Origin of the sequence: Amycolatopsis sp. A133 (assembly GCF_031082405.1) — a bacterium.
Classification (GTDB): Bacteria; Actinomycetota; Actinomycetes; order Mycobacteriales; family Pseudonocardiaceae; genus Amycolatopsis.
The window spans coordinates 274,879-301,630 of the sequence record NZ_JAVHJU010000036.1 but is presented as its reverse complement, the minus strand read 5'-3'; the positions used below and the strand labels follow the sequence as shown (position 1 = coordinate 301,630).

Annotated in this window: 26 protein-coding genes, 2 tRNA genes and 1 pseudogene; 14 read left to right on the top strand and 15 right to left on the bottom strand. The window is 71.0% G+C overall.

What is annotated here, in order from left to right:
• Positions 1-19 precede the first annotated feature (19 nt).
• The 4 genes from Q5425_RS24245 to Q5425_RS24230 form a co-directional block, all read right to left on the bottom strand.
• Positions 20-859: an SAM-dependent methyltransferase gene (locus tag Q5425_RS24245; protein ID WP_308674586.1), complete on the bottom strand. Its 840-nt coding sequence runs from the start codon at positions 857-859 to the stop codon at positions 20-22.
• A gap of 141 nt (positions 860-1,000) precedes the next feature.
• Positions 1,001-2,098: a hypothetical protein gene (locus tag Q5425_RS24240; protein WP_308674585.1), complete on the bottom strand. Its 1,098-nt coding sequence runs from the start codon at positions 2,096-2,098 to the stop codon at positions 1,001-1,003.
• Between the two features lie 153 nt (positions 2,099-2,251).
• On the bottom strand, positions 2,252-3,106 hold the full coding sequence (locus tag Q5425_RS24235; RefSeq protein WP_308674584.1) for an alpha/beta fold hydrolase: 855 nt from the start codon (positions 3,104-3,106) through the stop codon (positions 2,252-2,254).
• On the bottom strand, positions 3,103-3,528 hold the full coding sequence (locus Q5425_RS24230) for a helix-turn-helix domain-containing protein (protein WP_308674583.1): 426 nt from the start codon (positions 3,526-3,528) through the stop codon (positions 3,103-3,105). The genes Q5425_RS24235 and Q5425_RS24230 overlap by 4 nt, the downstream gene beginning before the upstream one ends.
• A 154-nt stretch (positions 3,529-3,682) precedes the next feature.
• On the opposite strand from Q5425_RS24230, the gene Q5425_RS24225 reads away from it, so the two are divergent.
• Complete coding sequence (locus Q5425_RS24225; RefSeq protein ID WP_308674582.1) at positions 3,683-4,093, top strand: hypothetical protein; 411 nt, start codon at positions 3,683-3,685, stop codon at positions 4,091-4,093.
• Between the two features lie 66 nt (positions 4,094-4,159).
• Here the strand turns inward: Q5425_RS24225 and Q5425_RS24220 are convergent, their stop codons facing one another.
• The 3 genes from Q5425_RS24220 to Q5425_RS24210 all read right to left on the bottom strand — a co-directional run bounded on the left by Q5425_RS24220 (position 4,160) and on the right by Q5425_RS24210 (position 6,665).
• Positions 4,160-4,324: a hypothetical protein gene (locus Q5425_RS24220; RefSeq protein WP_308674581.1), complete on the bottom strand. Its 165-nt coding sequence runs from the start codon at positions 4,322-4,324 to the stop codon at positions 4,160-4,162.
• A gap of 127 nt (positions 4,325-4,451) precedes the next feature.
• Positions 4,452-4,994 (bottom strand): type 1 glutamine amidotransferase domain-containing protein, encoded by a 543-nt coding sequence (locus Q5425_RS24215; protein WP_308674580.1) that lies wholly within the window; start codon positions 4,992-4,994, stop codon positions 4,452-4,454.
• Positions 4,995-5,084: 90 nt separating this feature from the next.
• Positions 5,085-6,665 carry a SpoIIE family protein phosphatase gene (locus Q5425_RS24210; protein ID WP_308674579.1) on the bottom strand — a complete coding sequence of 527 codons (1,581 nt, stop codon included), beginning with the start codon at positions 6,663-6,665 and terminating at the stop codon, positions 5,085-5,087.
• Positions 6,666-6,804: 139 nt separating this feature from the next.
• Here Q5425_RS24210 and Q5425_RS24205 point away from each other — a divergent pair, with 139 nt between their 5' ends.
• On the top strand, positions 6,805-11,445 hold the full coding sequence (locus tag Q5425_RS24205; RefSeq protein WP_308674578.1) for a HAMP domain-containing protein: 4,641 nt from the start codon (positions 6,805-6,807) through the stop codon (positions 11,443-11,445).
• Here the strand turns inward: Q5425_RS24205 and Q5425_RS24200 are convergent.
• Positions 11,445-11,515 (bottom strand) — tRNA-Gly (locus tag Q5425_RS24200). The genes Q5425_RS24205 and Q5425_RS24200 overlap by 1 nt on opposite strands.
• A 79-nt stretch (positions 11,516-11,594) precedes the next feature.
• Here Q5425_RS24200 and Q5425_RS24195 point away from each other — a divergent pair.
• A tRNA-Pro gene (locus Q5425_RS24195) sits at positions 11,595-11,668 on the top strand.
• 198 nt (positions 11,669-11,866) lie between these two features.
• Here Q5425_RS24195 and Q5425_RS45790 read toward each other — a convergent pair.
• On the bottom strand, positions 11,867-12,115 hold the full coding sequence (locus Q5425_RS45790; RefSeq protein WP_396135224.1) for a hypothetical protein: 249 nt from the start codon (positions 12,113-12,115) through the stop codon (positions 11,867-11,869).
• A 55-nt stretch (positions 12,116-12,170) separates the two neighbouring features.
• Between Q5425_RS45790 and Q5425_RS45785 the strand changes: the two are divergent.
• Positions 12,171-12,422: pseudogene (locus tag Q5425_RS45785) on the top strand (DUF4232 domain-containing protein); the annotation flags it as partial.
• A 167-nt stretch (positions 12,423-12,589) separates the two neighbouring features.
• Here the strand turns inward: Q5425_RS45785 and Q5425_RS24185 are convergent.
• Entirely contained in the window at positions 12,590-13,102 is a 513-nt protein-coding gene (locus Q5425_RS24185; RefSeq protein ID WP_308674577.1) for a hypothetical protein, read from the bottom strand.
• A 36-nt stretch (positions 13,103-13,138) separates the two neighbouring features.
• Positions 13,139-14,017: a VOC family protein gene (locus Q5425_RS24180; RefSeq protein WP_308674576.1), complete on the bottom strand. Its 879-nt coding sequence runs from the start codon at positions 14,015-14,017 to the stop codon at positions 13,139-13,141.
• Positions 14,018-14,102: 85 nt separating this feature from the next.
• On the opposite strand from Q5425_RS24180, the gene Q5425_RS24175 reads away from it, so the two are divergent.
• On the top strand, positions 14,103-15,053 hold the full coding sequence (locus Q5425_RS24175; RefSeq protein ID WP_308674575.1) for an Lrp/AsnC family transcriptional regulator: 951 nt from the start codon (positions 14,103-14,105) through the stop codon (positions 15,051-15,053).
• 51 nt (positions 15,054-15,104) lie between these two features.
• Here Q5425_RS24175 and aztA read toward each other — a convergent pair whose 3' ends face one another.
• Positions 15,105-15,755 carry a zinc ABC transporter ATP-binding protein AztA gene (gene aztA, locus Q5425_RS24170; RefSeq protein WP_396135223.1) on the bottom strand — a complete coding sequence of 217 codons (651 nt, stop codon included), beginning with the start codon at positions 15,753-15,755 and terminating at the stop codon, positions 15,105-15,107.
• 108 nt (positions 15,756-15,863) lie between these two features.
• On the opposite strand from aztA, the gene aztB reads away from it, so the two are divergent.
• From aztB to aztD, 4 genes are read left to right on the top strand one after another with little or no spacing between them, the layout of a single operon-like run.
• Positions 15,864-16,727: a zinc ABC transporter permease AztB gene (gene aztB, locus Q5425_RS24165; RefSeq protein ID WP_308674573.1), complete on the top strand. Its 864-nt coding sequence runs from the start codon at positions 15,864-15,866 to the stop codon at positions 16,725-16,727.
• Entirely contained in the window at positions 16,724-17,944 is a 1,221-nt protein-coding gene (locus tag Q5425_RS24160) for a hypothetical protein (protein ID WP_308674572.1), read from the top strand. The genes aztB and Q5425_RS24160 overlap by 4 nt, the downstream gene beginning before the upstream one ends.
• Complete coding sequence (gene aztC / locus Q5425_RS24155; RefSeq protein ID WP_308674571.1) at positions 17,941-18,867, top strand: zinc ABC transporter substrate-binding protein AztC; 927 nt, start codon at positions 17,941-17,943, stop codon at positions 18,865-18,867. The genes Q5425_RS24160 and aztC overlap by 4 nt, the downstream gene beginning before the upstream one ends.
• Positions 18,868-18,914: 47 nt before the next feature.
• On the top strand, positions 18,915-20,087 hold the full coding sequence (aztD, locus tag Q5425_RS24150) for a zinc metallochaperone AztD (RefSeq protein ID WP_308674570.1): 1,173 nt from the start codon (positions 18,915-18,917) through the stop codon (positions 20,085-20,087).
• Between the two features lie 348 nt (positions 20,088-20,435).
• On the opposite strand, the gene Q5425_RS24145 is transcribed toward aztD, so the two are convergent.
• Positions 20,436-20,768 carry a helix-turn-helix domain-containing protein gene (locus tag Q5425_RS24145; protein WP_308674569.1) on the bottom strand — a complete coding sequence of 111 codons (333 nt, stop codon included), beginning with the start codon at positions 20,766-20,768 and terminating at the stop codon, positions 20,436-20,438.
• A gap of 834 nt (positions 20,769-21,602) precedes the next feature.
• Between Q5425_RS24145 and Q5425_RS24140 the strand changes: the two genes are divergently transcribed.
• The 5 genes from Q5425_RS24140 (at position 21,603) to Q5425_RS24120 (ending at position 24,818) form a co-directional block, all read left to right on the top strand.
• Positions 21,603-21,854 (top strand): hypothetical protein, encoded by a 252-nt coding sequence (locus tag Q5425_RS24140; RefSeq protein WP_308674568.1) that lies wholly within the window; start codon positions 21,603-21,605, stop codon positions 21,852-21,854.
• A gap of 251 nt (positions 21,855-22,105) precedes the next feature.
• Positions 22,106-22,441: an STAS domain-containing protein gene (locus Q5425_RS24135; protein WP_308674567.1), complete on the top strand. Its 336-nt coding sequence runs from the start codon at positions 22,106-22,108 to the stop codon at positions 22,439-22,441.
• On the top strand, positions 22,438-23,376 hold the full coding sequence (locus tag Q5425_RS24130) for a sensor histidine kinase (RefSeq protein ID WP_308674566.1): 939 nt from the start codon (positions 22,438-22,440) through the stop codon (positions 23,374-23,376). The genes Q5425_RS24135 and Q5425_RS24130 overlap by 4 nt, the downstream gene beginning before the upstream one ends.
• A 131-nt stretch (positions 23,377-23,507) precedes the next feature.
• Complete coding sequence (locus tag Q5425_RS24125; protein ID WP_308674565.1) at positions 23,508-23,906, top strand: ATP-binding protein; 399 nt, start codon at positions 23,508-23,510, stop codon at positions 23,904-23,906.
• 237 nt (positions 23,907-24,143) lie between these two features.
• Positions 24,144-24,818, top strand: coding sequence for a uracil-DNA glycosylase (locus Q5425_RS24120; protein WP_308674564.1), 675 nt, complete (start codon positions 24,144-24,146; stop codon positions 24,816-24,818).
• Positions 24,819-25,086: 268 nt separating this feature from the next.
• Here the strand turns inward: Q5425_RS24120 and Q5425_RS24115 are convergent, their stop codons facing one another.
• Both Q5425_RS24115 and Q5425_RS24110 read right to left on the bottom strand, forming a co-directional pair.
• Complete coding sequence (locus Q5425_RS24115; protein ID WP_308674563.1) at positions 25,087-25,905, bottom strand: alpha/beta fold hydrolase; 819 nt, start codon at positions 25,903-25,905, stop codon at positions 25,087-25,089.
• Positions 25,902-26,699 carry an NAD(P)H-binding protein gene (locus Q5425_RS24110; RefSeq protein WP_308674562.1) on the bottom strand — a complete coding sequence of 266 codons (798 nt, stop codon included), beginning with the start codon at positions 26,697-26,699 and terminating at the stop codon, positions 25,902-25,904. Before Q5425_RS24110 ends, Q5425_RS24115 begins: the two co-directional genes overlap by 4 nt.
• Positions 26,700-26,752 lie beyond the last annotated feature (53 nt).

The following is a 26,752-nucleotide window of genomic DNA, read 5'->3' as shown; positions in this document are numbered from 1 at the left end:
ACGACGAGCTGCGGGAGAGTCACTGCTTGCGGGCCACTCCGCCCAAGGTCAGGAAGTTCAGCTCGCCCAGCGGGTGCAGCCGGGGGCCGTCCGGCCACCATTCGTGCAGGTAGACCAGCCCCGGCCGGAGCAGGTCGGTACCGTCGAAGAACCCCGTTATCTGCTCGCGCGTGCGGTAGACGCTGCCCAGGCCGGTGCCCTGGAAACTGGTCTCCAGCAGCCGGGCCAGTTCCTGGCGCGGGGAGTCCTCTTCCGGGTCGCAGTTGTGCGTGAGCAGCAGGAACGACCCGGGCGCGAGCGCGGCGACGTACTCCGCGACGATCGCCTTCGCGCGGTCGTAGTCGTCGATGTGGTGGACGATCGAGGTGAGGATCAGCGCCACCGGCCGCGAGAAGTCGAGGTACTCCTTGACGACCTCGTCGGCGAGGGTTTCGGCGGGCCGCGTCAGGTCGGCGCCCGTGACGTGGGTCAGGTAGTTCTCCTCGAGCAGCGCCCGCCCGTGCACCTGCACCAGCGGGTCGTTGTCGACGTACACCACCTGCGCGTCCGGGTTGTACCGCTGCGCCACCTCGTGGGTGTTCTCCGCCGTCGGCATGCCGGAACCGAGGTCGAGGAACTGGTCGATGCCGCGTTTGCCGGCCAGGAACCGCACCGCGCGCACCAGCCAGTCGCGGTGTTCCTTCGCCATCCCACGGGCGCCGGGCGCGATGGCGAGCAGGCGCCGCATCGCTTCGCGGTCCACCTCGTAGTGGTCGTGCCCGCCGAGCAGCGCGTCGGACAGCCGGGCCAGGCTCGCCTTGCTGAAATCGAGGGCGGCCGCACCGCCCTCGGTTCCGGACCGCAGGTCGCCAGGCGTCATCGGCTGTACTCCCACTCTGCGCGTGGTGACGGCGCCCCCTGCCCGGGCTCGCTCACCGTGTCCGGCGACGGACAGTGCTCAGATTACGACATGCGGTTCACCAAGTGAACCGGGCGCAAGGGCCTTGCCTGCCAGGGAGAACTACCCGAAACGGAGTTCTTTCCACGTCGTTCCCCCATCCGTGGTCCGGTACACGGCCGAGCCGCCGTCGGCGTCCGGCTGGCCGTCGACGACCACCCCGGTGCCGCGGCCGGGGAAGTCGAGATCGGTCAGCGCGAAGCCGCGTTCGGTCAGCGCGAGCGTCGTCCAGGTGCGGCCGCCGTCGGCCGTGCTGTGCAGGAACCCGACGCCGCCGCCCACCGCCGCGACCGTCGCGGACGTCGGCGAGGCCGCGTCGAAGCCCTGGTTGATGCCGGCGAACGGCGCGGCGCCGCCCTCGCCGAACCGCGCGCCCAGCTGCGGCGCGCGGCGCAGCTGCCGCTCGGTCGAACCGGGCGACGGCGAGCCGGGGCTGCTGCTGCACAACGCCACGACCTGCCGTTCGCGGACCCCGGCGAGCGAAGCGACCTCCCCCTCCGGGCACGGCGGGTCGGCCGGGGTGAACCGGACGCCGTCGCGGGAGGTCCAGTACTGCTCCTTGCCGTAGTCCGCGCCGAGCGCGACCTGCAGGCCGCCGCCGACGGCCAGGTCGCCGTAGGTGAGGCCGCCGGTGACCACGAACCCGGGCACCGGGCTCAGCACCGGCGAGCCGGCGGCCGCCGAGTACAGCCGGGTCGAGCCGCGGCCCTCGCCGTACGTGGTCAGCACGGCGAAGACGCGACCGCCGGTTTCGGTGAGCTTCGAGAGGTAGTACGGTTCCCGCGCGCCGGCCAGGGTGACCGGGTGCCAGGTGGCGCCGCCGTCGCGGGTCGTGCGCACGTGGACGCCGTCGCTGACGTACGCGACGCGGTCGCCGAAGGCCCTCAGCGCGACGTGGTTGTGGTTGTCCGGCAGCGGCACCGGCGGCGCTCCCCGCCGCCGCCAGCTCCGGCCGCCGTCGGTGGTGCCCAGCAGCGCCGGGCACCACCCCTGCGCGCACGGCGAGTACCCGAGGACGTATCCCGTGTCCGGGCCGGTCCAGCTCGTCGACGCGGGTTGGAATCCCTTCGGGACCGCGGCTTCGGCGGTCGCGGGCGACGCGAACGCGGTCAGCAGGGCGAGGACGGACACCAGCAGCGCACCGCGCCGGGGAGTTCTCATGATCACGTGGACGTCCCGCGCGGGGCCCGGGTTGCCCGTCCCGCGCGGAGTTGCGCCGCGCGGCTCAGCGCGGTGCGGCCGCCCGGGCGCCCCGAACCGGACATCCGTGCCGCGGACCGGATTCGGCACCAGGCCGGACCCACCCGCCGTCGATCACGCTCGTGCTCCGGCCAGGAACGCGGCGGCGGCTCCGGCCCAGCCGGGCAGGAAGTGCCCGGCGTCCTCGGCCAGCCGGACGTCGGCGTCCGGGCGGGCTTCCCGCAGTTTCGCCGCCGCGTCGCGCTGGTCGAGGAGGACGTCGTGCGCGCCGAAGTGGGCCTGCACCGGCATCGCCAGGGCACGCAGCCGCTCGACCGGGAACACCGGAATGGTCTCCAGCCGGGGCCTGAAGTGCTCGAACGTCGCGAGGGTGAACTCGCCGAGCGCCTGCCGCGCCGGGTCGGCGGGGCTGCCCTTGGCGACCATGGCCAGCGAGCGGCGCCGTCCCCGGGCACCGAAGCCGCGGTAGGCGGCGAACTTGAGTAGCGGCGCGACCCGGCGCCGGCCGATCCCGGCCGGGTTGACCAGCGCCAGCGCGGTGACCCGGGCGGGCCGCCGCAAGGCGTAGTCCAGCGCCCACCAGCCGCCCAGCGAGGTACCGAGGAAGGCCGCGCGCGGCACCTCGAGCGCGTCGAGCACGTCGTCGAGCCACTCGGCGTAGGCGGACGAGGCGAGCGGGGGCCGCGCCGCGACGGTCCGGCCCGGTTCGCCGGGGGCGTCGACGGCGTACACCCGCAGCCGCCCGGCCAGCGCGGCGATGTCCGGCAGCCAGTGTGCGGCGGTGCCGCCGGAACCCTGCAGCGCGACGACCGGCGGTGCGTCCACCGGTCCGGACACCACGGCGAAGGTGTCCCCCAGCCGGGTGGCCAAGGTGCGCTGCCCGGACGGCACGGGCCAGCGGGCGAGGAGCGTGTCGTAGCGGTCGCGGACCGCGGCCGCCCCGGCCGCCGACCGGTAGATCGCCGTCATGTCGGGTTTTCCGCGACCGAAGCCACCCAGCGCAGCAGGTCGGCGCCGGCGGCCAGGTCGCCGAGCACGATGATCTTCATGGTGGAGCGCTCCCCGTCGTGGATCGTCTCGACGCGCAGGGGCCGCTCGCCGCCGTCCCGCGGCCCGTTCACCGAGGCCACGACCATGGTCGAGATCCGGTCGGCCGCCGCCCGGTCGACGCCGCCGATTTCGGCGACGCCCGACAGCTCGGCGGTCGGGGCCGGGGCCCGTTCGGCGACGGGCAGCCCGGTGAAGGCCGCCAGGTCCTCGGCCGTGATCCGGTACTGCTTGCCGATCCGGACCGCCTTCAGCCTGCCGTCCCGAACGTAGTTCCGGACCGTCCGGACGTGCAGGCCGAGCTGGGCGGCGACCTGTTCGACGGAGTAGACGTCCTGCGCCATGACCCTCCTTACCTTCCGCAAATTACCCTAACACGCTGGCCATAGGGAAGTTTAAGGAAGGCGCGGTTCACTCACCCGGGTGACGGGTATTCCCCGGGTTGTTCCCGCTCGCCAGATACGTCCACATCGGACAGTCGAAAGGACGGCGCCGACGATGCCGTATCCCCCGCCCCCGGAGCCGTACGGAACGCCGTACGAGCTCGCACCCGCCGAAGAGATCGTGGAGCGCACCCACCCGCGCATCCGGGTCGTGCGCACGATCAACGCCCTCATCCACCTCGTCTGCGCGGTGTTCGCGCTGGTCCTGGCCGTGCACATCGTGCTGGTGCTGGGTGGGGCGAACTCGGCGAACGGCTTCGCGCGCCTGATCTCGGAGTGGTCGTCGGGCGTGTCGCTCGGCCTGCGGAACCTCTTCACGCCGGACTCGGAGGGGCTGCGGACGTTCCTCAACGACGGCCTCGCCGCCGTCCTCTGGCTGATCATCGGCGCCATCCTGACCGACGTCATCACCCGCATCGGCGCGCCCGGACCCAGGCGGGTCTGGTACCGGCGCAGCTACCGCTGACCCCGAACCACGAAGAAGGCCTCCCCGGCGCGGTGCCGGGGAGGCCTTCTTCGTGGTTCGGTCCGGTCAGTGCCGGGGCGGTTCGGCACCCGGCTGGACGGGCTCCGGCTCGGGTTCGGGCAGGGCCGGTCCGGCGGGTTCGCCGCCCCGGGGTGCAGGAACGCCCTCGGCGGCCATCGCGTCGAAGTGTTCACGGCACCAGCGGCCGTAGCGCCTTGCGTGCACAGTCATCGCGTCCACCTCCTCTCCACGGGCGATCCCGGTCACACCCTCAGCGTCCTCCGCCGCGGTGCCGAAAGCCAACAGATTTAAGCGGGACTTAACACACGAACGAGTGAATGTCCTCTGTGGACACCGGTCAGCCGGCGAACTCGCGTACGACCGTCCGGCAGAAGGCCGGCAGGTCGTCCGGATTGCGGCTGGAGACCAGTCCGTTGTCCACTACTACTTCTTCGTCGACGACCGTGCCGCCGGCGTTACGGATGTCGGTCCGGATGCTCGGGTACGACGTCAGCGTGCGGCCACGCACGACATCCGCTTCGACGAGCGTCCACGGACCGTGGCAGATCACCCCGACCGGCTTGCCGGCGCGCACGAAGTCGCCGACGAACTTGACCGCCTCGGGGCTCGTGCGCAGGTTGTCGGGGTTCATCGTGCCGCCGGGCAGCAGCAGCGCGTCGAAATCGCCGATTTCGACGTCGGCCACCTTCCGGTCCACCGGGAACCGGTCACCCTTGTCGATGTCGCCGTTCATCGCCTGGATTTCGCCGGTGTCCAGCGAAACCAGCTCGACCGTCGCGCCTTCGTCGAGAACGGCCTGGCGCGGCTTTTCCAGCTCGACCTGTTCGACGCCGTCCGCGGCCAGGATCGCGACCCGGCGTCCTTGCAATGCGTTCGCCATGCGGCTCCTCCGTCAGTCGGAAAACTGAGTGCACCGGGGTAGTTACCCCCTTGTCACGACGTCAAACCAGGTCCACAAAGGACGGTGTGGTCAGTCCGCACATTCGATGGCGAGCACCGCGATATCGTCGTGGGCGGAGCTGCCGAGCCAGTCGCGCACGGCTTGGCGCAGCCGCCGCACCACCTCGCGGGCCGGCTCACCGGCCGCGGCGGCGAGCACCGAGCGCAGCCGGTCGTCTCCGAAGAGCTCCGTCTGCTCGTGGCGGTTGCGGGCCTCGGTGATGCCGTCGGTGTAGAGCAGGCAGACGTCGCCGCGCTCGATCCGCACCTCCGCCTCGGCGAACCGGGCCTGCGGCGAGATGCCGACCAGCGTGCCCGGGACCGTCACCTCCTCGACCACGCCCGACCGGCGCACGATCAGCGGCGCCGGGTGGCCGCCGGAGGCCAGCGTGAGGCCGACGCCGCCGTCGGACGGCCGGGCCGTGCCGAGCACGAGGGTGGCGAACCGGCTGCTGCCGCCGGCGATGAGCAGCTCGTTGAGCAGGCGCAGCAGCGTGCGGCCGTCGCGTTCGACCATCGCCAGCGCGGTGAGCGCGTGCCGGACCCGGCCGGTCAGCGCCGCCGCCTCGGGGCCCTTGCCGCAAATGTCGCCGAGCACCAGGAAAGCGCTGCCGTCTTCGTGGGGCAGGACGTCGAAGAAGTCGCCGCCGACCGCGAGGACCCCGCCGGCCGGCTCGTACCAGGTCTCGAACCGGACGCCGTCGAGCTCCGGCGGGTCGACCGGGCGCAGCGTCGTCTCCAGGCCGCGGGTGGCCTCTTCCTGCCGGGCGTAGCGCTGGGCGTTGGCGAGCGCCGTCCCGGCCGCCGCGGCGAACTCGACCACCGCGCGGGACTGCTCGGCGCCGAACCCGGGGTCGGCGCGGCGCCCCAGCAGCAGGGCGCCGGTGACCCCGGAGCTCGCGCTCGGGCCCAGCGAGACGACCGAGACCTCGGCGTGGCCGGCGAACCGGTCGGCGACGACCGACGGCAGTGTCGCCACCTCGGGCGCGGGCACGGGGACCGGCTGGGGCCGCCCGGCGGTGCCGAACGTCGCCGCCAGCACCGGCGCGACCTGGGCGGGCACCCGCCGGATCCGGCCGTGGCCCTGCGCGGCCGGGCGCTCGCAGCTCCACCACTCCCACCGGCCGCGGGTGGTCGGCAGCAGCACGAAGACGGTCTCCGCCAGCGCGGACGCGGCCAGCTCGGCGATCACCCTGGCGGTGCCGTGCCGCCCGCGCGCGGCGGCCAGCCGGGGACCGACCGCGGCCAGGAAGTCGCCGACGTGCCGCTGCGGGATCTCCTCGGCGGCCACCGTCCAGGCGTGCCACCCGCCGGGCAGGGCCCGGATCCGGGCCGGGTGGCGGTGGCCGGCCAGCTCGACGTGCCCGGTCACCTGGTCCGCCGAGCTCACGGCCGGCGGCGAAGCCCCGGACTGCAGCTGCGGCTCGGCGTCGCCGGCCAGCGTCCGCGCCGCGGGGTTCGCCCAGCGCACCAACCCGGCGTCGTCCTGCAGGAACACCGCGTCGCGCACGTCTTCGAGAACGGCCCGGCCGAACGCGTCGAAGCCCGGCGGCCCGCCGTCACCGGTCATCGGCGGCAGGGCCGTCGAGGCCGGGGCCGGACGTGACACCATGCACGGACCTCCTGCCTCCGGACTGCTGTCGCACGGCTACCGCGTGAGCGGGCGGGCTGGCTCGAAGTGTAGGGCGAAGCATGGCACGCTGGGTCGACGACCATGGCTGGCGCATGCGTGGTGGAGAGGGTCGGCACACATGACAACGGAATCCCAAAGCGAAGCGGCCGCGCTGGAGCGGGTGCTCGTCGCGGTGCGGGATCTCGGGGACGGCAACTTCCGCCGGCGGCTCGTCCCGTACGGCGACGGCATTTCGGCGCAGCTCGCGGTCGCCTTCAACGACATCGCCGAGCGCAACCAGCGGCTGGTCAGCGAGCTGCTGCGGGTCCGCGCGGCCGTCGGGCAGGAAGGCAGGCTCAGCGAGCGGCTCGAGGGCCAGGTCGGCCCCGGCGGCTGGACCACGGCCGTCGACGCCGTGAACGGCCTGGTCGAAGACCTCACGCGGCCGGCGATCGAGCTGGAGCGGGTGCTCGGCGGGGTCGCCGACGGCGACCTGTCCCAGCCGATGACCCTGACCCTGGACGGACGCCCGCTGCGGGGCGCGTACGCCACGCTGGCGAAGACGGTCAACGGCCTCATCGCGCAGCTGTCGCGGTTCGCCGCCGAAGTGACGAGGCTGTCCCGCGAGATCGCGGGTGAGGGACGTCTCGGCGGCCAGGCCGTCGTCCCGGGCGTGTCGGGCACCTGGCGGGACCTGACCGACTCGGTCAACTTCATGGCCGACAACCTCACCGAGCAGGTCCGCAACATCGCCCAGGTCACCACCGCCGTCGCGCGCGGCGACCTGACCCAGAAGATCAACGTCGACGCCCGCGGCGAGATCCTCGAGCTCAAGAACACCATCAACACGATGGTCGACCAGCTCTCGGCGTTCGCCGACGAGGTCACCCGCGTCTCCCGCGAGGTCGGCTCGGACGGCAAGCTCGGCGGCCAGGCCCAGGTGCCGGGCGTCGCCGGGACGTGGCGCGACCTCACCGACTCGGTCAACCTGATGGCCGACAACCTCACCGACCAGGTCCGCGGGATTTCGCAGGTGGCGACCGCGGTGGCCACCGGCGACCTGACGAAGAAGATCGACGTCGACGCCCGCGGCGAGATCCTGCAGCTGAAGAACACGCTCAACACGATGGTCGACCAGCTCTCGGCGTTCGCCGGCGAAGTCACCCGCGTCGCCCGCGAGGTCGGCAGCGAGGGCAAGCTCGGCGGTCAGGCGGAGGTGCCGGGCGCGGCCGGGACGTGGCGCAGCCTCACCGACTCGGTCAACCAGATGGCCGACAACCTCACCGACCAGGTCCGCAACATCTCCCACGTGACCACGGCCGTGGCGAAGGGCGATCTGACCCAGAAGATCACCGTCGACGCCCGCGGCGAGTTCTTCGAGCTCAAGACGACCATGAACACGATGGTGGACCAGCTGTCCGCGTTCGCGGACGAAGTCACCCGAGTGGCGCGTGAGGTCGGCACCGAGGGTCAGCTGGGCGGGCAGGCGCAGGTCCCCGGCGTCGCCGGCACCTGGCGCGACCTCACCGGCTCGGTGAACTTCATGGCCAACAACCTGACCACCCAGGTCCGCAACATCGCCCAGGTCGCCACCGCCGTCGCGCGCGGCGACCTGACGCAGAAGATCGCGGTCGACGCCCGCGGCGAGATCCTGGAACTCAAGAACACGCTGAACACGATGGTGGACCAGCTGTCCGCGTTCGCGGACGAAGTCACCCGCGTCGCCCGCGAGGTCGGCACCGAGGGCAAGCTCGGCGGCCAGGCCACCGTGCCCGGCGTCGCCGGGACCTGGAAGGACCTCACCGACAACGTCAACTCGATGGCGAACAACCTGACCGACCAGGTCCGGAACATCGCCCAGGTGACGGCGGCGGTCGCGAAGGGCGACCTGACGCAGAAGATCACTGTCGACGCCCGCGGCGAGATCCTCGAGCTCAAGACGACGCTGAACACGATGGTGGACCAGCTGTCCGCGTTCGCGGACGAAGTCACCCGGGTGGCGCGCGAAGTCGGCACTGAAGGCATCCTCGGCGGCCAGGCCCGCGTCCGCGGCGTCGCGGGCACGTGGAAGGACCTCACCGACAACGTCAACGTCATGGCCGACAACCTGACCGACCAGGTGCGCAACATCGCCACCGTGGCGAGCGCGGTGGCCAACGGCGACCTGTCGAAGAAGATCCGCATCGAGGCCCAGGGCGAGGTCGCGGCCCTGGCCGAGACGCTGAACGGCATGGTCGAGACGCTGCGCGCGTTCGCCGACGAGGTCACCCGCGTCGCCCGCGAAGTCGGCACCGAAGGCATCCTCGGCGGTCAGGCGCGGGTTCCGGGCGTCGCCGGGACCTGGAAGGACCTGACCGAGAACGTCAACTTCATGGCGCACAACCTGACCAGCCAGGTGCGCAACATCTCGCAGGTCACCACCGCGGTCGCGAAGGGCGATCTGACCAAGAAGATCGACGTCGACGCCCGCGGCGAGATCCTCGAGCTCAAGACCACGATGAACACGATGGTCGACCAGCTCTCGGCGTTCGCCTCCGAGGTCACGCGTGTCGCACGCGAAGTCGGCACCGAAGGCAAGCTGGGCGGCCAGGCCGAGGTCGACGGCGTGTCCGGCACCTGGCAGCGGCTCACCGAGAGCGTGAACCAGCTGGCCGGGAACCTGACCACCCAGGTCCGCGCGATCGCGCAGGTGGCCACCGCGGTGACGGCGGGCGACCTGACCCGGCACATCACGGTCGACGCGTCCGGCGAGGTCGCCGAACTCAAGGACAACATCAACCAGATGATCGCGAACCTCAAGGAGACGACGAGGACCAACCGCGAGCAGGACTGGCTGAAGACGAACCTCGCCCAGCTCTCGGGCCGGATGCAGGGGCACCGCGACCTGGCGTCGGTCGCCGCGCTGATCCTGTCCGAGCTGGCCCCGCTGGTCCGCGCGCAGCAGGGCGCGTTCTTCCTGGCCCGCGAAGACGACCGCGCCGGCACGGTGCTCGAGTGCATCGCCGCGTACGGGCTCGCGCAATCCCGCGCGGGGCTGCGGTTCGCGATGGGCGAGTCCCTGATCGGCCAGGCCGCCGTCGACCAGCGCACGGTCCTGGTCCACAACGCGCCGCCGGAGTACGCGCTGATCTCGTCCGGGCTCGGCTCGGCCGCGCCGGTGAACCTCATCGTGCTGCCGGTGCTGTTCCAGGGCGAGGTGCTCGGAGTGCTGGAGCTGGCCTCGGTGAACGAGTTCAGCACGGTGCACCAGGACCTGCTGGAGCAGCTGCGGCACACGATCGGCGTCAACGTGAACACGATCCTGTCGAACTCGCGCACCGAGGCGCTGCTGACCGAGTCGCAGCGGCTGGCCCAGGAGCTGCGGGCGCGGTCGGAGCAGCTGCAGGCCCAGCAGGGCGAGCTGCGGCGGTCCAACACCGAGCTGGCCGAGAAGGCCGCGCTGCTGGCCCAGCAGAACCGCGACATCGAGGTCAAGAACAGCGAGATCGAGCAGGCCCGCCAGGAGCTCGAAGAGCGGGCCGGGCAGCTGACGGTCGCGTCGCAGTACAAGACCGAGTTCATGGCGAACATGTCGCACGAGCTGCGGACGCCGCTGAACAGCGCGTTGATCCTGGCGAAGCTGCTGTCGGAGAACCCCGAGGGCAACCTGACGGAGAAGCAGATCCAGTTCGCGAAGACGATCTACGCGGCCGGGTCGGACCTGCAGCAGCTGATCAACGACATCCTCGACCTGGCCAAGGTCGAAGCGGGCCGGCTGGACATGCAGATGTCCGACATCACGCTGCCGGAGCTGGTGGACTACGTCGAGTCGCTGTGCCGCCCGCTGACCGCGGACAAGGGCCTCGAGTTCGCCGTCCACATCGACCCGCCGGTGCCGGGCAGCGTCCACACCGACGAGCACCGCCTCCAGCAGATCCTCAGGAACCTGCTGTCGAACGCGGCGAAGTTCACCAACGAGGGCAGCGTCCGGCTCCACATCCGGGCGGCGGACCCGGCCGAGGTGGAGCAGGAGGCCCTGCGGAACGCGCCCGGCATCATCGCGTTCGCGGTCGAGGACACCGGGATCGGGATCCCGGAGGAGAAGCTGGCGGTCATCTTCGAGGCGTTCCGCCAGGCGGACGGCACAACGAGCCGCAAGTACGGCGGCACGGGCCTCGGGTTGAACATCAGCCAGCAGCTGACGGAGCTCCTGGGCGGCGAGCTGCGCGTGATGAGCGAACCGGGCGTCGGTTCGACGTTCACGCTGTACCTCCCGGTGGCGGCGGCCAACCTGGTGGACCCGGCGTGGGCGGCCCTGTCGTCCCCCCGGCTGCCGGCCGTCCCGAGCACGGTCCTGGTGGCCGCCCCCGACATCACCCCGAAGCGCTTCCACGGCGAAAAGGTCCTGATCGTCGACGACGACCTCCGCAACGTGTTCGCCCTGGCGGCGGTCCTGGAGCAGGCGGGCCTGGAGGTCATCTACGCGGAGACGGGCGTCGACGGCATCCGCGCCCTGGAACGCAACGAGGACACGGCCCTGGTCCTGATGGACGTGATGATGCCGGAGCTGGACGGAAACGCCACGATCGCGGCCATCCGCGCCGAGGCCGCCAACGCGGACCTGCCGGTGATCGCGGTCACCGCAAAGGCCACGGCCGAGGACCGAGCCCGCACCCTGGCCAGCGGCGCGGACGACTACATCACCAAGCCGGTGGACACGGACAAGCTGCTGGACGTGATAGCGGCCAAACTGGAGGCCGACGCCGCTTCAACCCGCGACGCCGCCTCACCGGCCAGTTGAGCGGGTGACGGGAATCGAACCCGCGTAGCTAGTTTGGAAGACTAGGGCTCTACCATTGAGCTACACCCGCGTGCCCCCGAGGTACCCGGGTGCGCAGCCAGCTTAGCGTGACCCGCTAGGCTGATCGCACACCCCCCTGGGGGTGGACCCGGGATGTGGCGCAGCTTGGTAGCGCATCCGCTTTGGGAGCGGAGGGTCGCAGGTTCAAATCCTGTCATCCCGACCGATGGGCTGGACCTGAGAGGTTCAGCCTTTTCCGTGTCGCCCCTACTGGCCCCTCCACCCTCGCGGTTGACGCGATCTACCGCGCCGTGGCCGCACCGGCAGCGAGCAGCCCGGCTCCTGTCCGTGAACTCGGGGACGCCGGCGTGTGCGCGACACCCTGTTCTGAGCGCCGGCAACGCGGGCGTCGCGCGGCTCGTCAGTGGCGTAGCCGGACGGCTGCGGCCAGAATCGGCGTGCTCACGACGGTGGCTGCGGCGCCGAGTGCGGTGTCGGTGGCCAGGATCCATCGGACGGTCTTCATGCCCAGGTGTCGCGGTCGAACACCGTCCGCCGCGACATCGAAACCCTGCGCCGGCCCGACTACCCGATCACCACCGTCCACGGCCCCGACGGCGGCTACCGGCTCGGCGCCGGACACACCCTGCCGCCACTGTCGTTCGACCACGACCAGGCCCTTGCGGTCGCGGTGGCACTGCAGACCGCACCCAGCACGATGTTCCGTGCGGCTCGGACGATCTTGCCGTTCGGTGCGGTGGTCCCCGGCCGCCGGCGGTGGTGGTTTGCGGGGCGAGGTCGTTGCCGAGAATGTCAGCGGGCGGCCCTGCCGGTTGGGGAACAAGCCGGCGCTGCGTCCCTTGGGAGTGGACGGACAACCGCTGGATGTGGATCAGTGGATGACACTGGAGTTGCGCATCCCGCCGTTCGTGATCCTGCAGCCGGGACAGCGGGCCTCGGCGCCGATCAGCTGGCCGGGGTGGAGCGGCCGGGCGGATCATCGTGTCCCGGGAAGGCGGGGCGGCAGCGGTCGATGCCGAGGGACCGGTGCAGCCCGGCCCACCGAAACAGGGGGCCGGCGGCCTGTCGCCGAGTTGGTTCACCCTGATCGACCAGACTTCCGGCGGACCGGGCTGCACCGAGTTCAGTGGGATCGCCAAGGCCGGCTTTTTGCCACACCTGCTCGCCGGTGGCTTCGGACAAGGTCGGCGATTCCAGCCGCCCAGAGCGCGACCGCGATGAAGAGAAGCTGCTCCGGGATCCTGAACCACAGGGGGGTGGGCGGGTCGCCGTCGAGCGGGATGTCCGCGGTGGCTGCGTAGACGTTGGCCGGGAACATCAGCACGAAGAGGGCAGCCAGGCCGATTCCCGTGGTCGAGCGGGTCGTGGTCAGGACGAGGCCGAGCGCGCCGAGGAGTTCGAGTACGCCGGTCGCGTAGACCATCAGGTGCGGGAAGGGCACGAACGGCGGGACCATGGCCACCAGATCCGCGTGGTTGGGCATCACCGTGACGGTCGCGGGGGCGAAGTGCGCCGTTCCGGTGGCCACGAGCATCGTGGCCAACCCGTGTGCCGCGCTGACTCGCCAGGTGGCGAACCGGCTGACGCCGAGCGCGCCGAGCAGGCGGAATCCCAGCAAGGGGCCGATGAGGAGCATCGGGGTTGTGAACATCACTGTCCTCTCAAGGGGTGCTTATGCGGCTTCGGTGAAAAACAGTCCGGCGCCGTAGGCATCGCGTGCGGAGACGAAGAACCCGTCTTCGGTCGTCCGGGTCGTGATAGCGCCGTTCTCGACGATCGTGCGGGCGTGGTCGACGTCGTCCACCAAGACCGTCATGGCGGCGAGGTACGACGAGGCCGGCGCGGGTTCGCCGGGCAGCACCTCCTCGACGTCGGAGGCCCGCACGATCTCCAGCCGCCCGGCCGCCAGGTCCAGCACTGCACGAGGGCCGTCGTGCCTCGGGGTTGCCTGCAGCAAGCGGGTGTACCGGTCGATGATGGCGTCGAATTCGGCGTCGCCGGCCACTATCAGCACACCGCCGAGGCCGAAGGCGCCGTTCCGGTGGTCGAGGTAGCGCGGCTGGTGCACGTACTGACGCGTGAGGTGCTGGGCGATCCCCAGGTAGCCCTCCGCAGTCGAGCGAGGGTCGATGTGCACGGCCCGGGCCCGGACGGTGCGGGTGCCGTCCTCGGTGTCGACGTCGCGGTCCAGGTCGAGCACACCCGAGGTGCGCAGGCCGGCGCCGTCCAGTCGCCGATGGACGGATTCGGGGTCGTCGGTGTCGAGGTTGAGCAGCCGGAACCCCTCGTACCGGTCGGCCATCGCCTTGGTGTGCCAGGGATCGGGAGCGGACTCGTCCACGATGCCGAGCAGTTCGATGTACGACCCGCCGAACAGCGCGCACCGGTTGGCCGTGCAACCGGGCACCGGCGGCTCGCCGGGCCGTTCGCTGAGCAGGTGCCGCGAGCGGGGACTCAGCGTGAAGCCGAACGAGGCGTACCTTCGCTCCAGCCCATCGAGGTCGCGAGTCAGGATGCCGGTGTGGTGAATGCCGAGAATGTCATTCGTCATGGGAACGATGCTGCGTCGGCCGCGGCCGGCCGGCCCGGAACTCCCGGCTCCCCGCCGTGATCCGACATCGGCTTACCCTGATCGGGTGGATTCGGTCATGCTGGACACCCTGGACCTGCAACTGTTGCACGCGCTCCAGCTCGACGGACGCGCTCCGTTCAGCAAGATCGCCGAAGTTCTCGACGTGTCCGACCGCACCGTGGCCCGCCGCTTCGGCCGGCTCCGCGTCACCGGCGCGGCCCGCGTGACCGGTGCGATCGACAGCCACCTCGCCGGACACGCGGAGTGGCTGGTGCGCCTACGCGTCCATCCCCGGCACACCACCGCCCTGGCCCGTGCTCTCGCCCGGCGCCCGGACACCGCCTGGGTGAGCGTGCTGTCCAGCGGCGCCGAGATCGTCTGCATCGTCCGAGTCGCCGGCGGCGGCCCGGCCCCGCTGGAGTCGCTGGCCCGTCATCCGCAGATCCTCGATGTCACCGCACAACGGCTGCTGCGCCACCTGATGGACCGCCGCTGGCTCGGCCGCACCTCGGCACTCACCGCCGAGCAGATCACCGCACTGCGGCCGCCCGGCACCGGCGACCCCACGGCAGTGGCCCTGACCGATCTGGACCGTCGGCTGCTGCCCGCTCTCGCCGCCGACGGCCGCGCCGCCTATCCGGGCCTCGCCCGGGAGGTCGGCTGGTCGGAGTCCGCCGTTCGCCGCCGCTTGGACGAACTACGCCGCTCCCGCGTGCTCCAGCTCGACGTCGAGGTCGACCCGGCGCTGTTCGGCTTCTCCGTCCAGTGCCTGCTCTGGCTGACCGTCACCCCGTCCCGGCTCACCGCCGTCACGCGCACCCTGGCCGCAGGCTCCGAAACGGCGTTCGTCGGCGCGACGACCGGCGAGCGCAACCTGATCGCCATCGTGATCTGCCGGGACTCCGACGGCCTCTACACCTGCCTCACTGACCGGATCGGCACCGTCCCCGGCGTCGAAGGACTGGAAACAGCGCTGATCACCTCCTACACCAAACGCGTCGCCCCCACACCCTGACCCCGGCCTCCGCCACGCCACCCCGCCAACGCGCTCCCCCGCGGTCGAGGATCATCGCAGCGGCGGAAGACCCCAAGCCTCGGCCACTTGCCCGGGCGTCAGCACCGAGTCCGGCGGGCCCTCGGCGGCGAGGTGACCGTCCCGGAGGAGCAGGCAGTGATCCGCGTGGCCTGCGGTGGCGAGGTCGTGGGTGACGCGCAGGACCGTCACGCCTTCGTCGCGGGTGACGGTCAGCGCCCGGTCGATCAGGATCCGGGCGCGCGGGTCGAGTCCCGCCGTGGGTTCGTCGAGCAACAGCACACCGGATCGCTGTGCCAGTCCCTGCGCCACGAGTGCCCGCTGCCGCTGTCCTCCGGAGAGAGTGCCCAGCCTGCGGTCGGCGATCGCGGTGATGTCCAGCCGGGCCAGGCAGTCGTCCACCACCGCGCGGTCCTCCGCGGTCAGCCGGCGCCACGGTCCCCGACGAGCCCACCGCCCCATGGCGACCGCGGCACGCACGGTGATCGGCAACGCGTCGGATACATCGCTGTGCTGGGTCACGTAAGCCGGGCGTTCCAGTCCGGTGGTCGTCACCGACCCGCCGATCGTCGGCAACACTCCGGCGATCACGTTGAGCAGGGAGGACTTGCCCGCCCCGTTCGCCCCGACGATCGCGGTGATCCGCGCGTCCGGCACCTCCGCCGTGACCCCATGGAGCACCACGCGGGGGCCGTAACCCGCGCTTACCTCGTTCAGCGTGATCGCCGCTTTGCCGTGACTCAACTCGCACCGTCCATGATAATGACAATCATTACCACTATAGTGTGACGCGTGGACTGGTTGCTCATCCCCTTCGAGGTGTCGTTCGTCCAGCGTGCGCTGGTGGCCGGGGTGCTCGTTTCGGTGGCGTGCGCGCTCGTGGGGACCTGGGTCGTGGTGCGGGGCATGGCCTTCATCGGCGACGCGATGTCGCACGGCATGCTGCCCGGCGTCGCGCTCGCCTCCCTTGCCGGCGTGAACCTGGTGCTCGGCGCCGCGGTCAGTGCCGGGGTGATGGCGCTCGGCGTCACGGTGCTGAGCCGGTCCCGGCGGCTCTCCCAGGACACCACCATCGGCCTGCTCTTCGTGGGCATGCTCGCGACCGGGGTGATCATCGTTTCCCATTCGCGGTCGTTCGCGGTGGACCTCACCGGATTCCTCTTCGGCGACGTGCTCGCCGTCGGCCACGGCGACCTGGTTGTCCTCGCGCTCGCCCTCGCGGTCGTGGCGGCGGTGTCGGTGCTCGGATACCGCTCGTTCGTCGCCCTCTCCTTCGACACCCGGAAGGCACACTCCCTGGGCCTCCGGCCGGGACTGGCCAACGCCCTGCTGCTCACGCTGGTGACGCTGACGATCGTCGCGTCGTTCCGGGTGGTCGGTACGTTGCTGGTGTTCGGGTTGCTCATCGCGCCCGCCGCGGCAGCGTTGTTCTGGGCGAAGCGAATCAGGACGATCATGCTGGTCGCCGCACTCCTGGGCATCCTCGCGACGGTCGCCGGACTGCTCGTTTCCTGGCACTGGGGCACCGCCGCCGGCGCGAGCATCGCCGCCGGCGCGGTCCTGCTGTTCTTCCTTTCCGCGCTGCTGTCCTTCGCCCAGCGGAGGCTGAGCCGGCGGCATCCCCACCCGACGACGGAGGTCGAGCGTTCACGATGAAAGTCCGGAGACACGGGGCAGCCGCACTGCTGGCGGCCGCGTCACTGACGGTGGCGGCCTGCGGCGGTGAGCGGCAGAACGACGCCGTGCCCGCCGACGCGTCGCCGCACGGCTACGTCGAAGGTGCCGAGGAGACCGCCGAAGCGCAGTCGCGGCTGGTGGTGGCGGACGCGGACACGGGTGCCGTGCGCGTGGTGGACCTCATCACCGGACAGGTTCACCCGGCCGGACGCGTCGACGGGGTGCGGAACATCGCCGGCGACGGGCGGTTCGGGTACCTGACCGGCGCCGGTGATTCGGTCCACGTGATCGACAGTGGTTCGTGGACGGTCGATCACGGCGACCACGTGCACTACTACCGGGCGCCCGTCCGCGAGGTCGGGGTGGCACCGGGCAGGACACCGCTGGGTGTCCACAGCGACCCCGTCGTCACGGCAGTGTCCTTTCCGGACGGAACCACCAGCCTGCTCGACCGTGCGCAGCTCGACGCGGGATCGGTCGTCGAGACGGCGAAGATCCTCCGCGAGCCCCACCCGAGTACCGCGGTGCCGTACGGCGAGCACGTCCTGGCGTCGGTCGCCGACCCCGGTCACCGCCACGCGCGCGGCGTGCGGGTGCACGACAGGCGGGGAAAACCGGTCGCCGAGATCGCGCAGCCGTGCCCGGACCTCCAGGGCCAGGCGGTGACCCGGCGCGGCGTCGTCTTCGGTTGTGCGGACGGGGCGTTGCTGGTCACCGAGAAGGACAGCGTGTTCGCCGGGGAGAAGATCCCTTACCCCCGCGGGGTGAGTGAACAGGAGCGCGCCACCCGGTTCACCCACCGGCCGGGCGGTACCACGCTCGCCGCCGCGGCAGGCGACGACGCCGTGTGGTTGCTGGACGTCGGCCGGCGGGCGTGGAGCCACCTCGAGACCGGTCCGGTCACCGCTGTCAACGCCGTGGGAGAGGGCGCACCCGTGCTGGCGTTGGCGCGCGACGGGGTGTTGCGGGCCTTCGACATCGCCACTGGACGCGAGCAGGCGCAGACGCGCTTGCTGCCGCCGGAAGCGACCGGAGGTGCCGCGGCGCCCACCATCCAGGTCGACACCACTCGTGCCTACGTCAACAATCCCGCTTCCGGAGAGGTGTACGAAATCGACTACAACGACAACCTGCGTGTTGCCAGGACACTCACCGTCGAAGGCAAGGCCAGCTACGTCGTGGAGACCGGCCGATGAACCACGGCCGGACCGCACCTTCCCTGATCGCGCTGGTCTCCGCGGCACTTCTCGTCGTCACGGGCTGCACGAGCACCGGTGACGCCCGGTCCTCGGTGGTGGTGACCACGAACATCCTCGGCGACATCACCCGCGCCATCGTGGGTGCGCAGGCCGAGGTGACGGTGCTGATGAAACCGAACGCCGACCCGCATTCCTTCGGCATCTCCGCCCAGCAGGCGGCCGAAGTCGAGCGCGCCGGGCTGATCGTCTACAACGGACTCGGCCTCGAAGGAGGAATGCTGCGCACCGTGCGGGCAGCCGAGGACAGCGGTGTCCCCGCGTTGCCCGTCGCCGAGCGCGTGAACCCGATCAGCTATACGAGCGACGAAGCCGCCGGCCGTCCCGACCCGCATTTCTGGACCGATCCGGGCCGGGTGCGTGACGCGGTGAACGCGATCGCCGATCAGGTCATCGCCCACGTCGACGGCGTGGACGCGCCGGCGGTGCGGATCAACGCCGACCGGTACCGCGGCGAAATTGACGCGCTGGAGGCCACGATGAGCCGGCGCTTCGCGGAAATCCCCCCGCAGCGACGGAAGCTCGTCACCAATCACCACGTGTTCGGGTACCTTGCCCGGCGGTTCGGCTTCGAGGTCATCGGCGCGGTGATCCCGGGCGGCTCCACCCTGGCCTCCCCCAGCAGTTCGGACTTGAAGTCACTCGCCGACGCCGTCCGGTCGGCCGGCGTCCCGGCGATCTTCGCCGATTCCTCACAGCCGGATCGGCTCGCGCGCGTGCTGGCGGACCAAGCCGGTCTCCGGGTGGCGGTCACCCCCCTGTTCTCCGAGTCGCTCAGCGAGCCCGGCCAGGGTGCGGCCACCTACCTGGAAATGATGCGCGCCAACACCGAGGCGATCGCCGCCGGCCTGACCCGGCCCTGACCACGGATATGACCCGAAGCCGGTTGGAAGAACGAAAGGCAGCAAAAATGGCGAATGTGTTGTCCACTCGACGGCGGACCATCAGGTACGCCGCGCTCACGGGGGCGAGCACGCTCGCACTGTCGGCCTGCGGATCGGAGCCGGCGCCGGACACCGCCGCGGCGCCGGCCGCGATCACCGAACCCGTCGCCGTCACCCACGACGGCGGGATCACCGTGCTCGACGGGAAGACCCTGAAGGTGGCCGAGGACATCCCGCTGGACGGCTTCAACCGCCTCAACCCCGCCGGAGACGACCGGCACCTGCTGGTCTCGACCTCCACCGGGTTCCGCGTTCTCGAGCTGACCACCGCGACGTTGACCGACAAGGAGTTCAAGGCGGCCAAGCCGGGACACGTCGTACGGCACGCCGGCAAAACCGTGCTGTTCGCCGACGGTACCGGCGAGGTGACCGTGGTCGACCCGCAGACCATCGGCCACGGGCCCCTTCCGGCGCCGCTGTACAAGACGCCGGAGCCGCACCACGGTGTCGCGGTCGAACTCGCCAACGGCGAGCTGGTCACCACCATCGGCAACGAAGACTCCCGGCCGGGGATCGCGGTGCTGGGCAAGGATCGCCGGGAAATCACGCGCAACGACCAGTGCCCCGGCGTGCACGGGGAAGCGGCCGCGCGGGGCGAGGCCGTGGTGATCGGCTGCGAGACCGGCGCGCTGATCTACCGGGACGGCAAGATCACCAAGGTCGCCAGCCCCGACCCCTACGGGCGGATCGGCAACCAGGCCGGCTCCGACGTCTCGCCGATCACCCTCGGTGATTACAAAGTGGACAGAGACGCCGAACTCGAGCGACCGACCAGGGTTTCCCTGATCGACACCGAAAAGGCCACGCTCCGGCTGGTCGACCTCGGAGTCAGCTACACCTTCCGGTCGCTGGCCCGCGGCCCGCGGGGAGAGGCGCTGGTGCTGGGTACCGATGGCCGGATCCACGTGCTCGACCCGGTGACCGGTTCGGTGGTGCGGAAGATCGCGGTGACCGGCGCCTGGCAGGAGCCGCTGGAGTGGCAGCAACCCCGGCCGGCGATCTTCGTCCGGGGCGGGACCGCCTATGTCACCGACCCGGGCAAGAAGGAAATCCACTCGGTCGACCTCGAGTCAGGCACGAAAACCGCGACCGGCGCGCTTCCCGACGTACCGAACGAGATCAGCGGGGTGCCCGCGTAGGCGGAACGCGATCCGGTGCCGGGGCATCCGGTACGCCCGAGCGTGGAAAGACTCCCTCGGCCGCGTCATCCCCGAAGTCGACACCGGCCCAGCTCACCGGATGACCCGCAGCCGGATGCCCGTGCCGAGTCGCGGTCGTGCCTGGGATCCCGCTGGATCAGCCTGCTCGCGGCGTCGGCCGTGCGGCTCGCTGACGACCAGTCGCCGGGGGGTCCGCTGCCGCGGTGTCCCTCCCGAGGATGCAGCACGAGTCCAGCCGGGAACGGGCGCCGGCTTCCGAGGGTGGGATGGCCCCGGCCCTCGGCGGTCGATCGAGGTGTACCACCCGCGGGTGGTACACCTCGCGGCTCAGTCGGTGGCGGGTTGGGGACGGGTGTTGCGTCGTTGGGCTTCGTGGAGTTGGTCTTCGAGGGTGATGATGCGGCAGGCGGCGTCGATGGCGGTGCCTTCGTCGACGAGGTGCCGTACTCGTGCGGCGATGCGCAATTGGTGCCGGGAGTAGCGACGGTGCCCGCCGGTGGAGCGTTGTGGCTTGATCAGCCCGGTTTCGTCGAGGCTGCGCAGGAAGTTCTGGGTGGTGCCGAGCATTTCGGCGGCCCGGCCCATGGTGTAGCCGGGGTAGTGTTCGTCGTCGAATTTGTCGGCCGCGGGCGTGGCCGGGTGGTATTGGTCAGGGATCATTCGGCCTCCGCATGACAAGGGACCCCGGGTGCCATGCACGGCACCCGGGGTCCCAGGGTTGGGTTTCACCATTGTCGGCCGGCGCGACCGCCGGCTTCCTGTACTCGCGTCCGGCCGAGAGGCCGCTGACGCGGGGATCGCTGATTCGTAACCGAGAACCACCTGCCAATCCGATGGGACTGCGGTACCCGCGCGGCGCTACTGCCCAGCCGCTGCGGGCGATCCAATGATGGGCCCTGTCCCTTCTTTCCTGTGTTTCCTTCTTGCTGCGTCCTGCTGTCGCGGTCGTCACCGGCTGGAACCCTTTCACCGATCGGCCCCAGCACGCGCAACACCGCGGCCACTGCCCGGAACCCCTTACCCTGCTCGGTCCCGGCCACCTGGCTTACTTCACTGCCTACTGCGATCTAGCCAACTACGGGTACTGCTGCTACTGCGGACTAACTGACTACTGGGTACTGCCTTGCTCCGCGGGCACTCGAACTCCGCCCACGTCATGCACTGCTTCACTTCACCGGGACCGCTACCTCTGACTTCATCTTCACAACCCGGTCCCGGGCACTGCTTCGGTCACCAGCCGAGACCTGTTCACTGATTGGCCCCGTCCTGCCTGACCGCTTGTCTCACTTCGCGGGTAGTTACGTCCTCTCCCGCGCCTGCTTGACGTTGTCTCTCTCCGTACGAGAAGGACTCTACACACACCCAGCACCGAATGTCTAACCCAGCCGCCATAGATTTACTACGCGACCCGAACGGGGTACCCCCACCTCGCAAAGTCGCAGGTGAGCTCCCGGGCGGACGCCCTCGAGAACACGAACAGGGGAGGACAGTGCAATGAGCGACCAGGTCGCCGGGCAGGAGCCGTTCGAACTCGCCGCGGTCCGCAACCGCTCGGACTACGCCGACGCCCTCACCCGGCTGATCGACCGCGGCCGCCGGGAACGCTGCATCGCCGTGATGTCGGGCACCGAGGCCTACGCCGTGGCCGAACTGCTCGGCCAGTACGCCCAGCTCGATCCCACGGACAAGCTGCACCAGCTCGCCGCGACCATGGCCAGCCGGATCTACAGCCGCCTCGGCGCCTGACCACAGACCGCCACGCTCGCCGCGGCTCAGCCGCCGATCGGTTCGAAGTCAGTCAGGAGCGCGTCCGGCCGGCGGGGTCGGCGGACGCCATGCCCGCGCCTGGCCGGGACGGAGGTTTTGCCAGGCCACGCCCATCGAGTCGACGTCCGGTGGCCGGCAGTTCGCGGCCTTGTCCCGCGCCGCGCGGGGCGGGTGGGTCGCGGAAAGCCTCTCGAGCCATGGCCGGACGGCAGCCCCGGTAGGCTGCGTGGGTGAGCGACTCGCACATCAGCCACTTGCAGGTGGTCCCGCTACCCGATGGGGGAGGCCTGCGGGTGATCGGTGCGGTCGACCTCAGCACCCGGGAGGCCTGGCGGAAGGTGCTGGAATCGGCGACCGCGAGCGGTGCGCCCACCCGGCTGGATCTGTCCGAACTGTCGTTCATCGATACCCGCGGCGCGTCCATGCTGCTCTCCGCGGCGCAACGCCAACCCGACACGGCACCTCTCACGATCACCCGCCCACCGAGAGTCCTGCGCAGGGTACTGGCGGTGCTGTGCCCGGGTGAGCCGGCGCAGATCGTGATCGAAGAACAGGAGGCGTCTTGAGCACGCCCGTCGACACACCCGGCGCAGAGCCGTTCGTCCACCCGGCCCTGTTCTACCGGGGTGCCGACGAGTACCTCGACGGCACCGTCCCGTTCATCCGGTCCGGACTCGCCGCGGGCGAACCGGTCGCCGTGGCCGTCCCGGGACCCAACCTCGCGCTGCTGCGCGCCGAACTCGGCGCCGACGCCGAGCAAGTCCGGCTCCTGGACATGAACACCGCCGGTCGCAACCCCGGCCGGATCATCCCCGGTGTGCTGCGCGCCTTCGCCGACACCCATCCCCAGCAGCCCGTCCGCATCATCGGCGAACCGATCTGGCCGACCCGCACCGACGACGAATATCCCGCCTGCGCCCAGCACGAGGCCCTGATCAACCTCGCCTTCACCGGCCGCGACGTCACCATCCTCTGCCCCTACGACACCGAGAACCTCACACCGGCAGTACTGGCCGACGCCGAAACAACCCACCCGCTGCTGATCGACGGCACCGGTCAGCGAACCAGCACCGCGTACAACCCCGAGCGGATCATCACCGGCTACAACCAGCCGCTGCCCGAGCCGGCCGATGCCACCGAACTCACCGTCGACGCCACCAACCTCGCCCAGGCCCGGTTCCTCGCGCGCACCCACGCCCTGCAGGCGGGCCTGACGGACGACCGGATCGCCGACGTCGAACTGGTCGTCACCGAACTGGTGACCAACAGCATCGACCACGGCGGCGGCACCGGCCGGCTCCGGATCTGGACCGCCGGCGGGCACCTCGTCTGCGACGTCCGCGACCAGGGCACGCTGACCGACCCGCTGGCCGGCCGGCACCCGGCCGCACCCGGCCAGCACCGGCAGCGGGGCCTGTTGCTCGTCAATCACATGTCCGACCTGGTGCGGCTCCACACCGGCACCCGCAGCACCGCCATCCGCGTCCACTTCCGGCTGTGACGCGGCCGGTTCCCGTGGCGGTGGAGCCGTTCGGGCGAACGGTCTGCGGGTATTCGCACCCGTGACCGACGCCATGGGGACCATGACCGGTGCGTGGTGAGGACGTAAGCGGTGATGCCGCGCGCTGGGTCATGGATCTGCGCGGCACCGGTCCGTTCGCGCTGGGCGGGCTCCGCCGCTGGGCGACCGGACAGTGCTCCCACCTCGGCACCGACCACCTGGCCGACGTGCTGCTGGTGGTCGACGAGCTGGCCGCCAACGCCTACACCCACGGCGGCGGTCCGCTGCGAGCCCGGATCACCGCCATGACCACGCCCTGCTGCGTGGTCGTCGAAGTCGACGACGTCTCCTCCGCCCACCCACACGTCCACCCGACGGCACCCGGCGCCCACGACACCTCCGGATGGGGCATGTTCCTGGTCGAGGAGCTCACCGACACCTGGGGTGTCCACGAGAACCACGATGCCGGCGGAAAGACCGTGTGGGCACGACTGTCCTGCGGCACCCGTGCTCGAGCGCCCTGCCGCTGACCCGGCCCCGGGCGAACAGGCCGGTGGCCGCACCGGCACCGTCTTCGCTCCACCTGATCAAGGAGCAGGTCGTGCACCGACAGGAAGTACCCGAGACCGCCCTCGAGTGCGGAGCGGTCATGAGATCCACGCGGCGCCCGGCGACGAGAGCGACTGTCAGCCTTGCGGCTGAGCGGTTTCGCCCACGCTTCGGAGATTCCGCTACCTTCGCCGTCGATGTCGTGCTGGACTGAGGACGTGTCCTCGACCGAACTCGATCGCGTCGGTGCCCGGATCGTGGCCTGCGTCCGGTGTCCCCGCCTGGTCGCCTGGCGGACGGAAGCCGCGAGCCGGGCGCCGGAGCGCTATGCCGGGCAGGCTTACCGGTCCCGGCCGGTCCCGGGGTTCGGGGACCCGAGGGCGAGGATTTTCGTGCTCGGGCTGGCGACGGCCGCGCACGGCGGCAACCGCACCGGGCGGGCGTTCACCGGAAATCCCACCGCGACCCTGCTGATGCGGGCGCTGCACCGGGCGGGGCTCGCCGACCGGCCGGCTTCCGACCACGCCGGTGACGGGCTGCGGCTGCACCGGACTTGGCTGGCCTCGGCCGTGCGCTGCGCCCCGCCCGCCAACCGCCCCACGCCCGCCGAGCGCGACAACTGCCTGCCGCACCTCTCGGCCGAGGTGGCCGCCCTCGGCGACCTGCGGGTGATCGTCTGCCTCGGCGGGTTCGCCTGGCGGGCCGCGCTGCACTGGGCGGGGGTGCGGCCGAAACCGAGGTTCGCCCACGGCGGCGAACACCGGCTCGGCAGCGGGCCGGTGCTGCTCGGCAGCTACCACCCGAGTCCGCGCAACGTGCACACCGGCCTGCTCACCGAGCCGATGCTCGACGCGGTGTTCGCACAGGCGCGCCGGCTCGCCGGCCTGACCTGAGCCGCCGAATCGGCGTTCGCTCCCTCCAACGGTCTTGCCGAAGCGGCCGGCCCGGTCGAGCCGGCGGGCGCGGGAGGCGACCTGGCATTCCCGGCGCTCGCGCGGCTTTGTTCACGGAGAGGTGCTGTCCGACGAACAAGCCGATCCCGGCCGCGGCTCGACGGCGGCAGAGGTAGCCCTGCCCACGATGGCCGACACCGTGGTCCGCAGCGGCAAGGACCTCGGCGCGCGGAGTGCGGATGACCGCGCCGACGGCACGGCGATCCTGCTACCGGCTGCCGCCGAAGCCCGCCTGGAGTTCGCGCCGAACGGCGCCAGTCGCGACCGCGTCTGCCAGCCAGCCCGCCAAGGTCGCCGCCAATGCCGCCGGCTGGTCTTCCGGGGTGTGGTGGCCCGCCTTCTCGGGGCGAGCCACCACCTCCAGGGAAGCGAAGGCCGACGCGCACCACTCGATCATCGACGGCGTCAGCATCGTGTCCGGGCCCGGCTCGAACGTCACCAGCAGCTTCGGAATCTCCACAGAGGACGCCAGCCAGCGGCCGAACGCCTCGATGCGAGCCACCACCGGGGCCGGCTCGCCGCCCAAGGGCAACGAGCGCGCCCACTGGAGGAGGGGGCGGTGGTGCGACGTCGCGTACTCCGGCGGGAGCCCGGACAGGAAGTCCGCGACTAGGGACTCCCCCACACCCGGGGTCTTGATCGCGCGGAACAGCTCCGCGCCCGCCGGCGGGAACTCCTCCCACGTCATCGGCTTCAAGACCGCTTCGGTGAACGCCAAGCCCCGGACCCGCGCAGGGTGCCGTGACGCCCAGTCCGCCGCCAATGCGCCACCCCAGTCGTGGCCTGCCAGGACGACGTCGTCCAGCGAGAGAGCGTCGAACCACTCGTCGAGGTAGCGCGTGTGGTCCTCGAACGAATACGGGATATCCGGCCTGGGGGAATCACCCATGCCGATCAGGTCCGGCGCCAGTCGCCGGCCCGGCAGGGACGGCATCACGTTGCGCCACAACAATGACGACGTCGGGTTCCCGTGCAGGAACACCACCGGTGAACCGGTGCCGATCTCCCGGTGAGCCAGAACCGTCACTTGAACACCCCCGCGAACCGCGACGCCCACTCGGCGAACGAGCGTGGCGGGCGGCCCAGCACCCGCGAGACGTCCGGGCTCACCTGCTGCTCCTCCGGCGTCGGTGTCCCGAGGATGGCCAGCGTCGACTCCGCTACCTCCGGGGGCATGAAGCCCAGCAGCGCCGCGAGCGCCTCCTCGCGCGTCCGCGGGACGAACCGCACCGGCTCCCCCACCGCCTCGCCGATCGCCGCCGCTTGTTCGCGAGGGGACACCGGGGACGGACCGGTCAGTACGTACGTCCGGCCCTCGTGCGACGGCGAAAGCAGCGCCGCTGCCGCCACCGAAGCGATGTCCTCCGGGTCGATCACCGGCAACGCCACGTCACCGAAGGGTGCGGCGATCTTCCGCCCCGCACGCACGCTTTCCGCCCACTGCAACGCGTTCGACGCGAACCCCGCCGGACGCAGGATCGTCCACTTCAGACCCGAAGCCCGCACCGCCTCCTCGGGCGCCGCCGGGTGCCGGCCCGTCCCCACCCCCTGGGACGACAGCAGCACCACCCGCTCGACGCCCGCCGCGCGTGCTCGGTCCAGCACCGGACCCAGCGGATCCGCGAACCCCGGCGGCGTCATCAAGAACACCGCCGACACACCGGCGAAGCCGAGCGAAGCCAGCTCTCCCCGCCGGACAACGACTCCCGGTGGCGCCGTCGTGATCCGGCGGGACACCGCCGTCACCTTCTCGCCCGCCGACGCCAACGCCCGCACCAGTGGCTCTCCGACATTTCCCGTCGCTCCCACAACCATGATCATGCCGACGACGGTACATTCAGCGATATAGTAGGTACCTAGAGGAAAGTAATGGC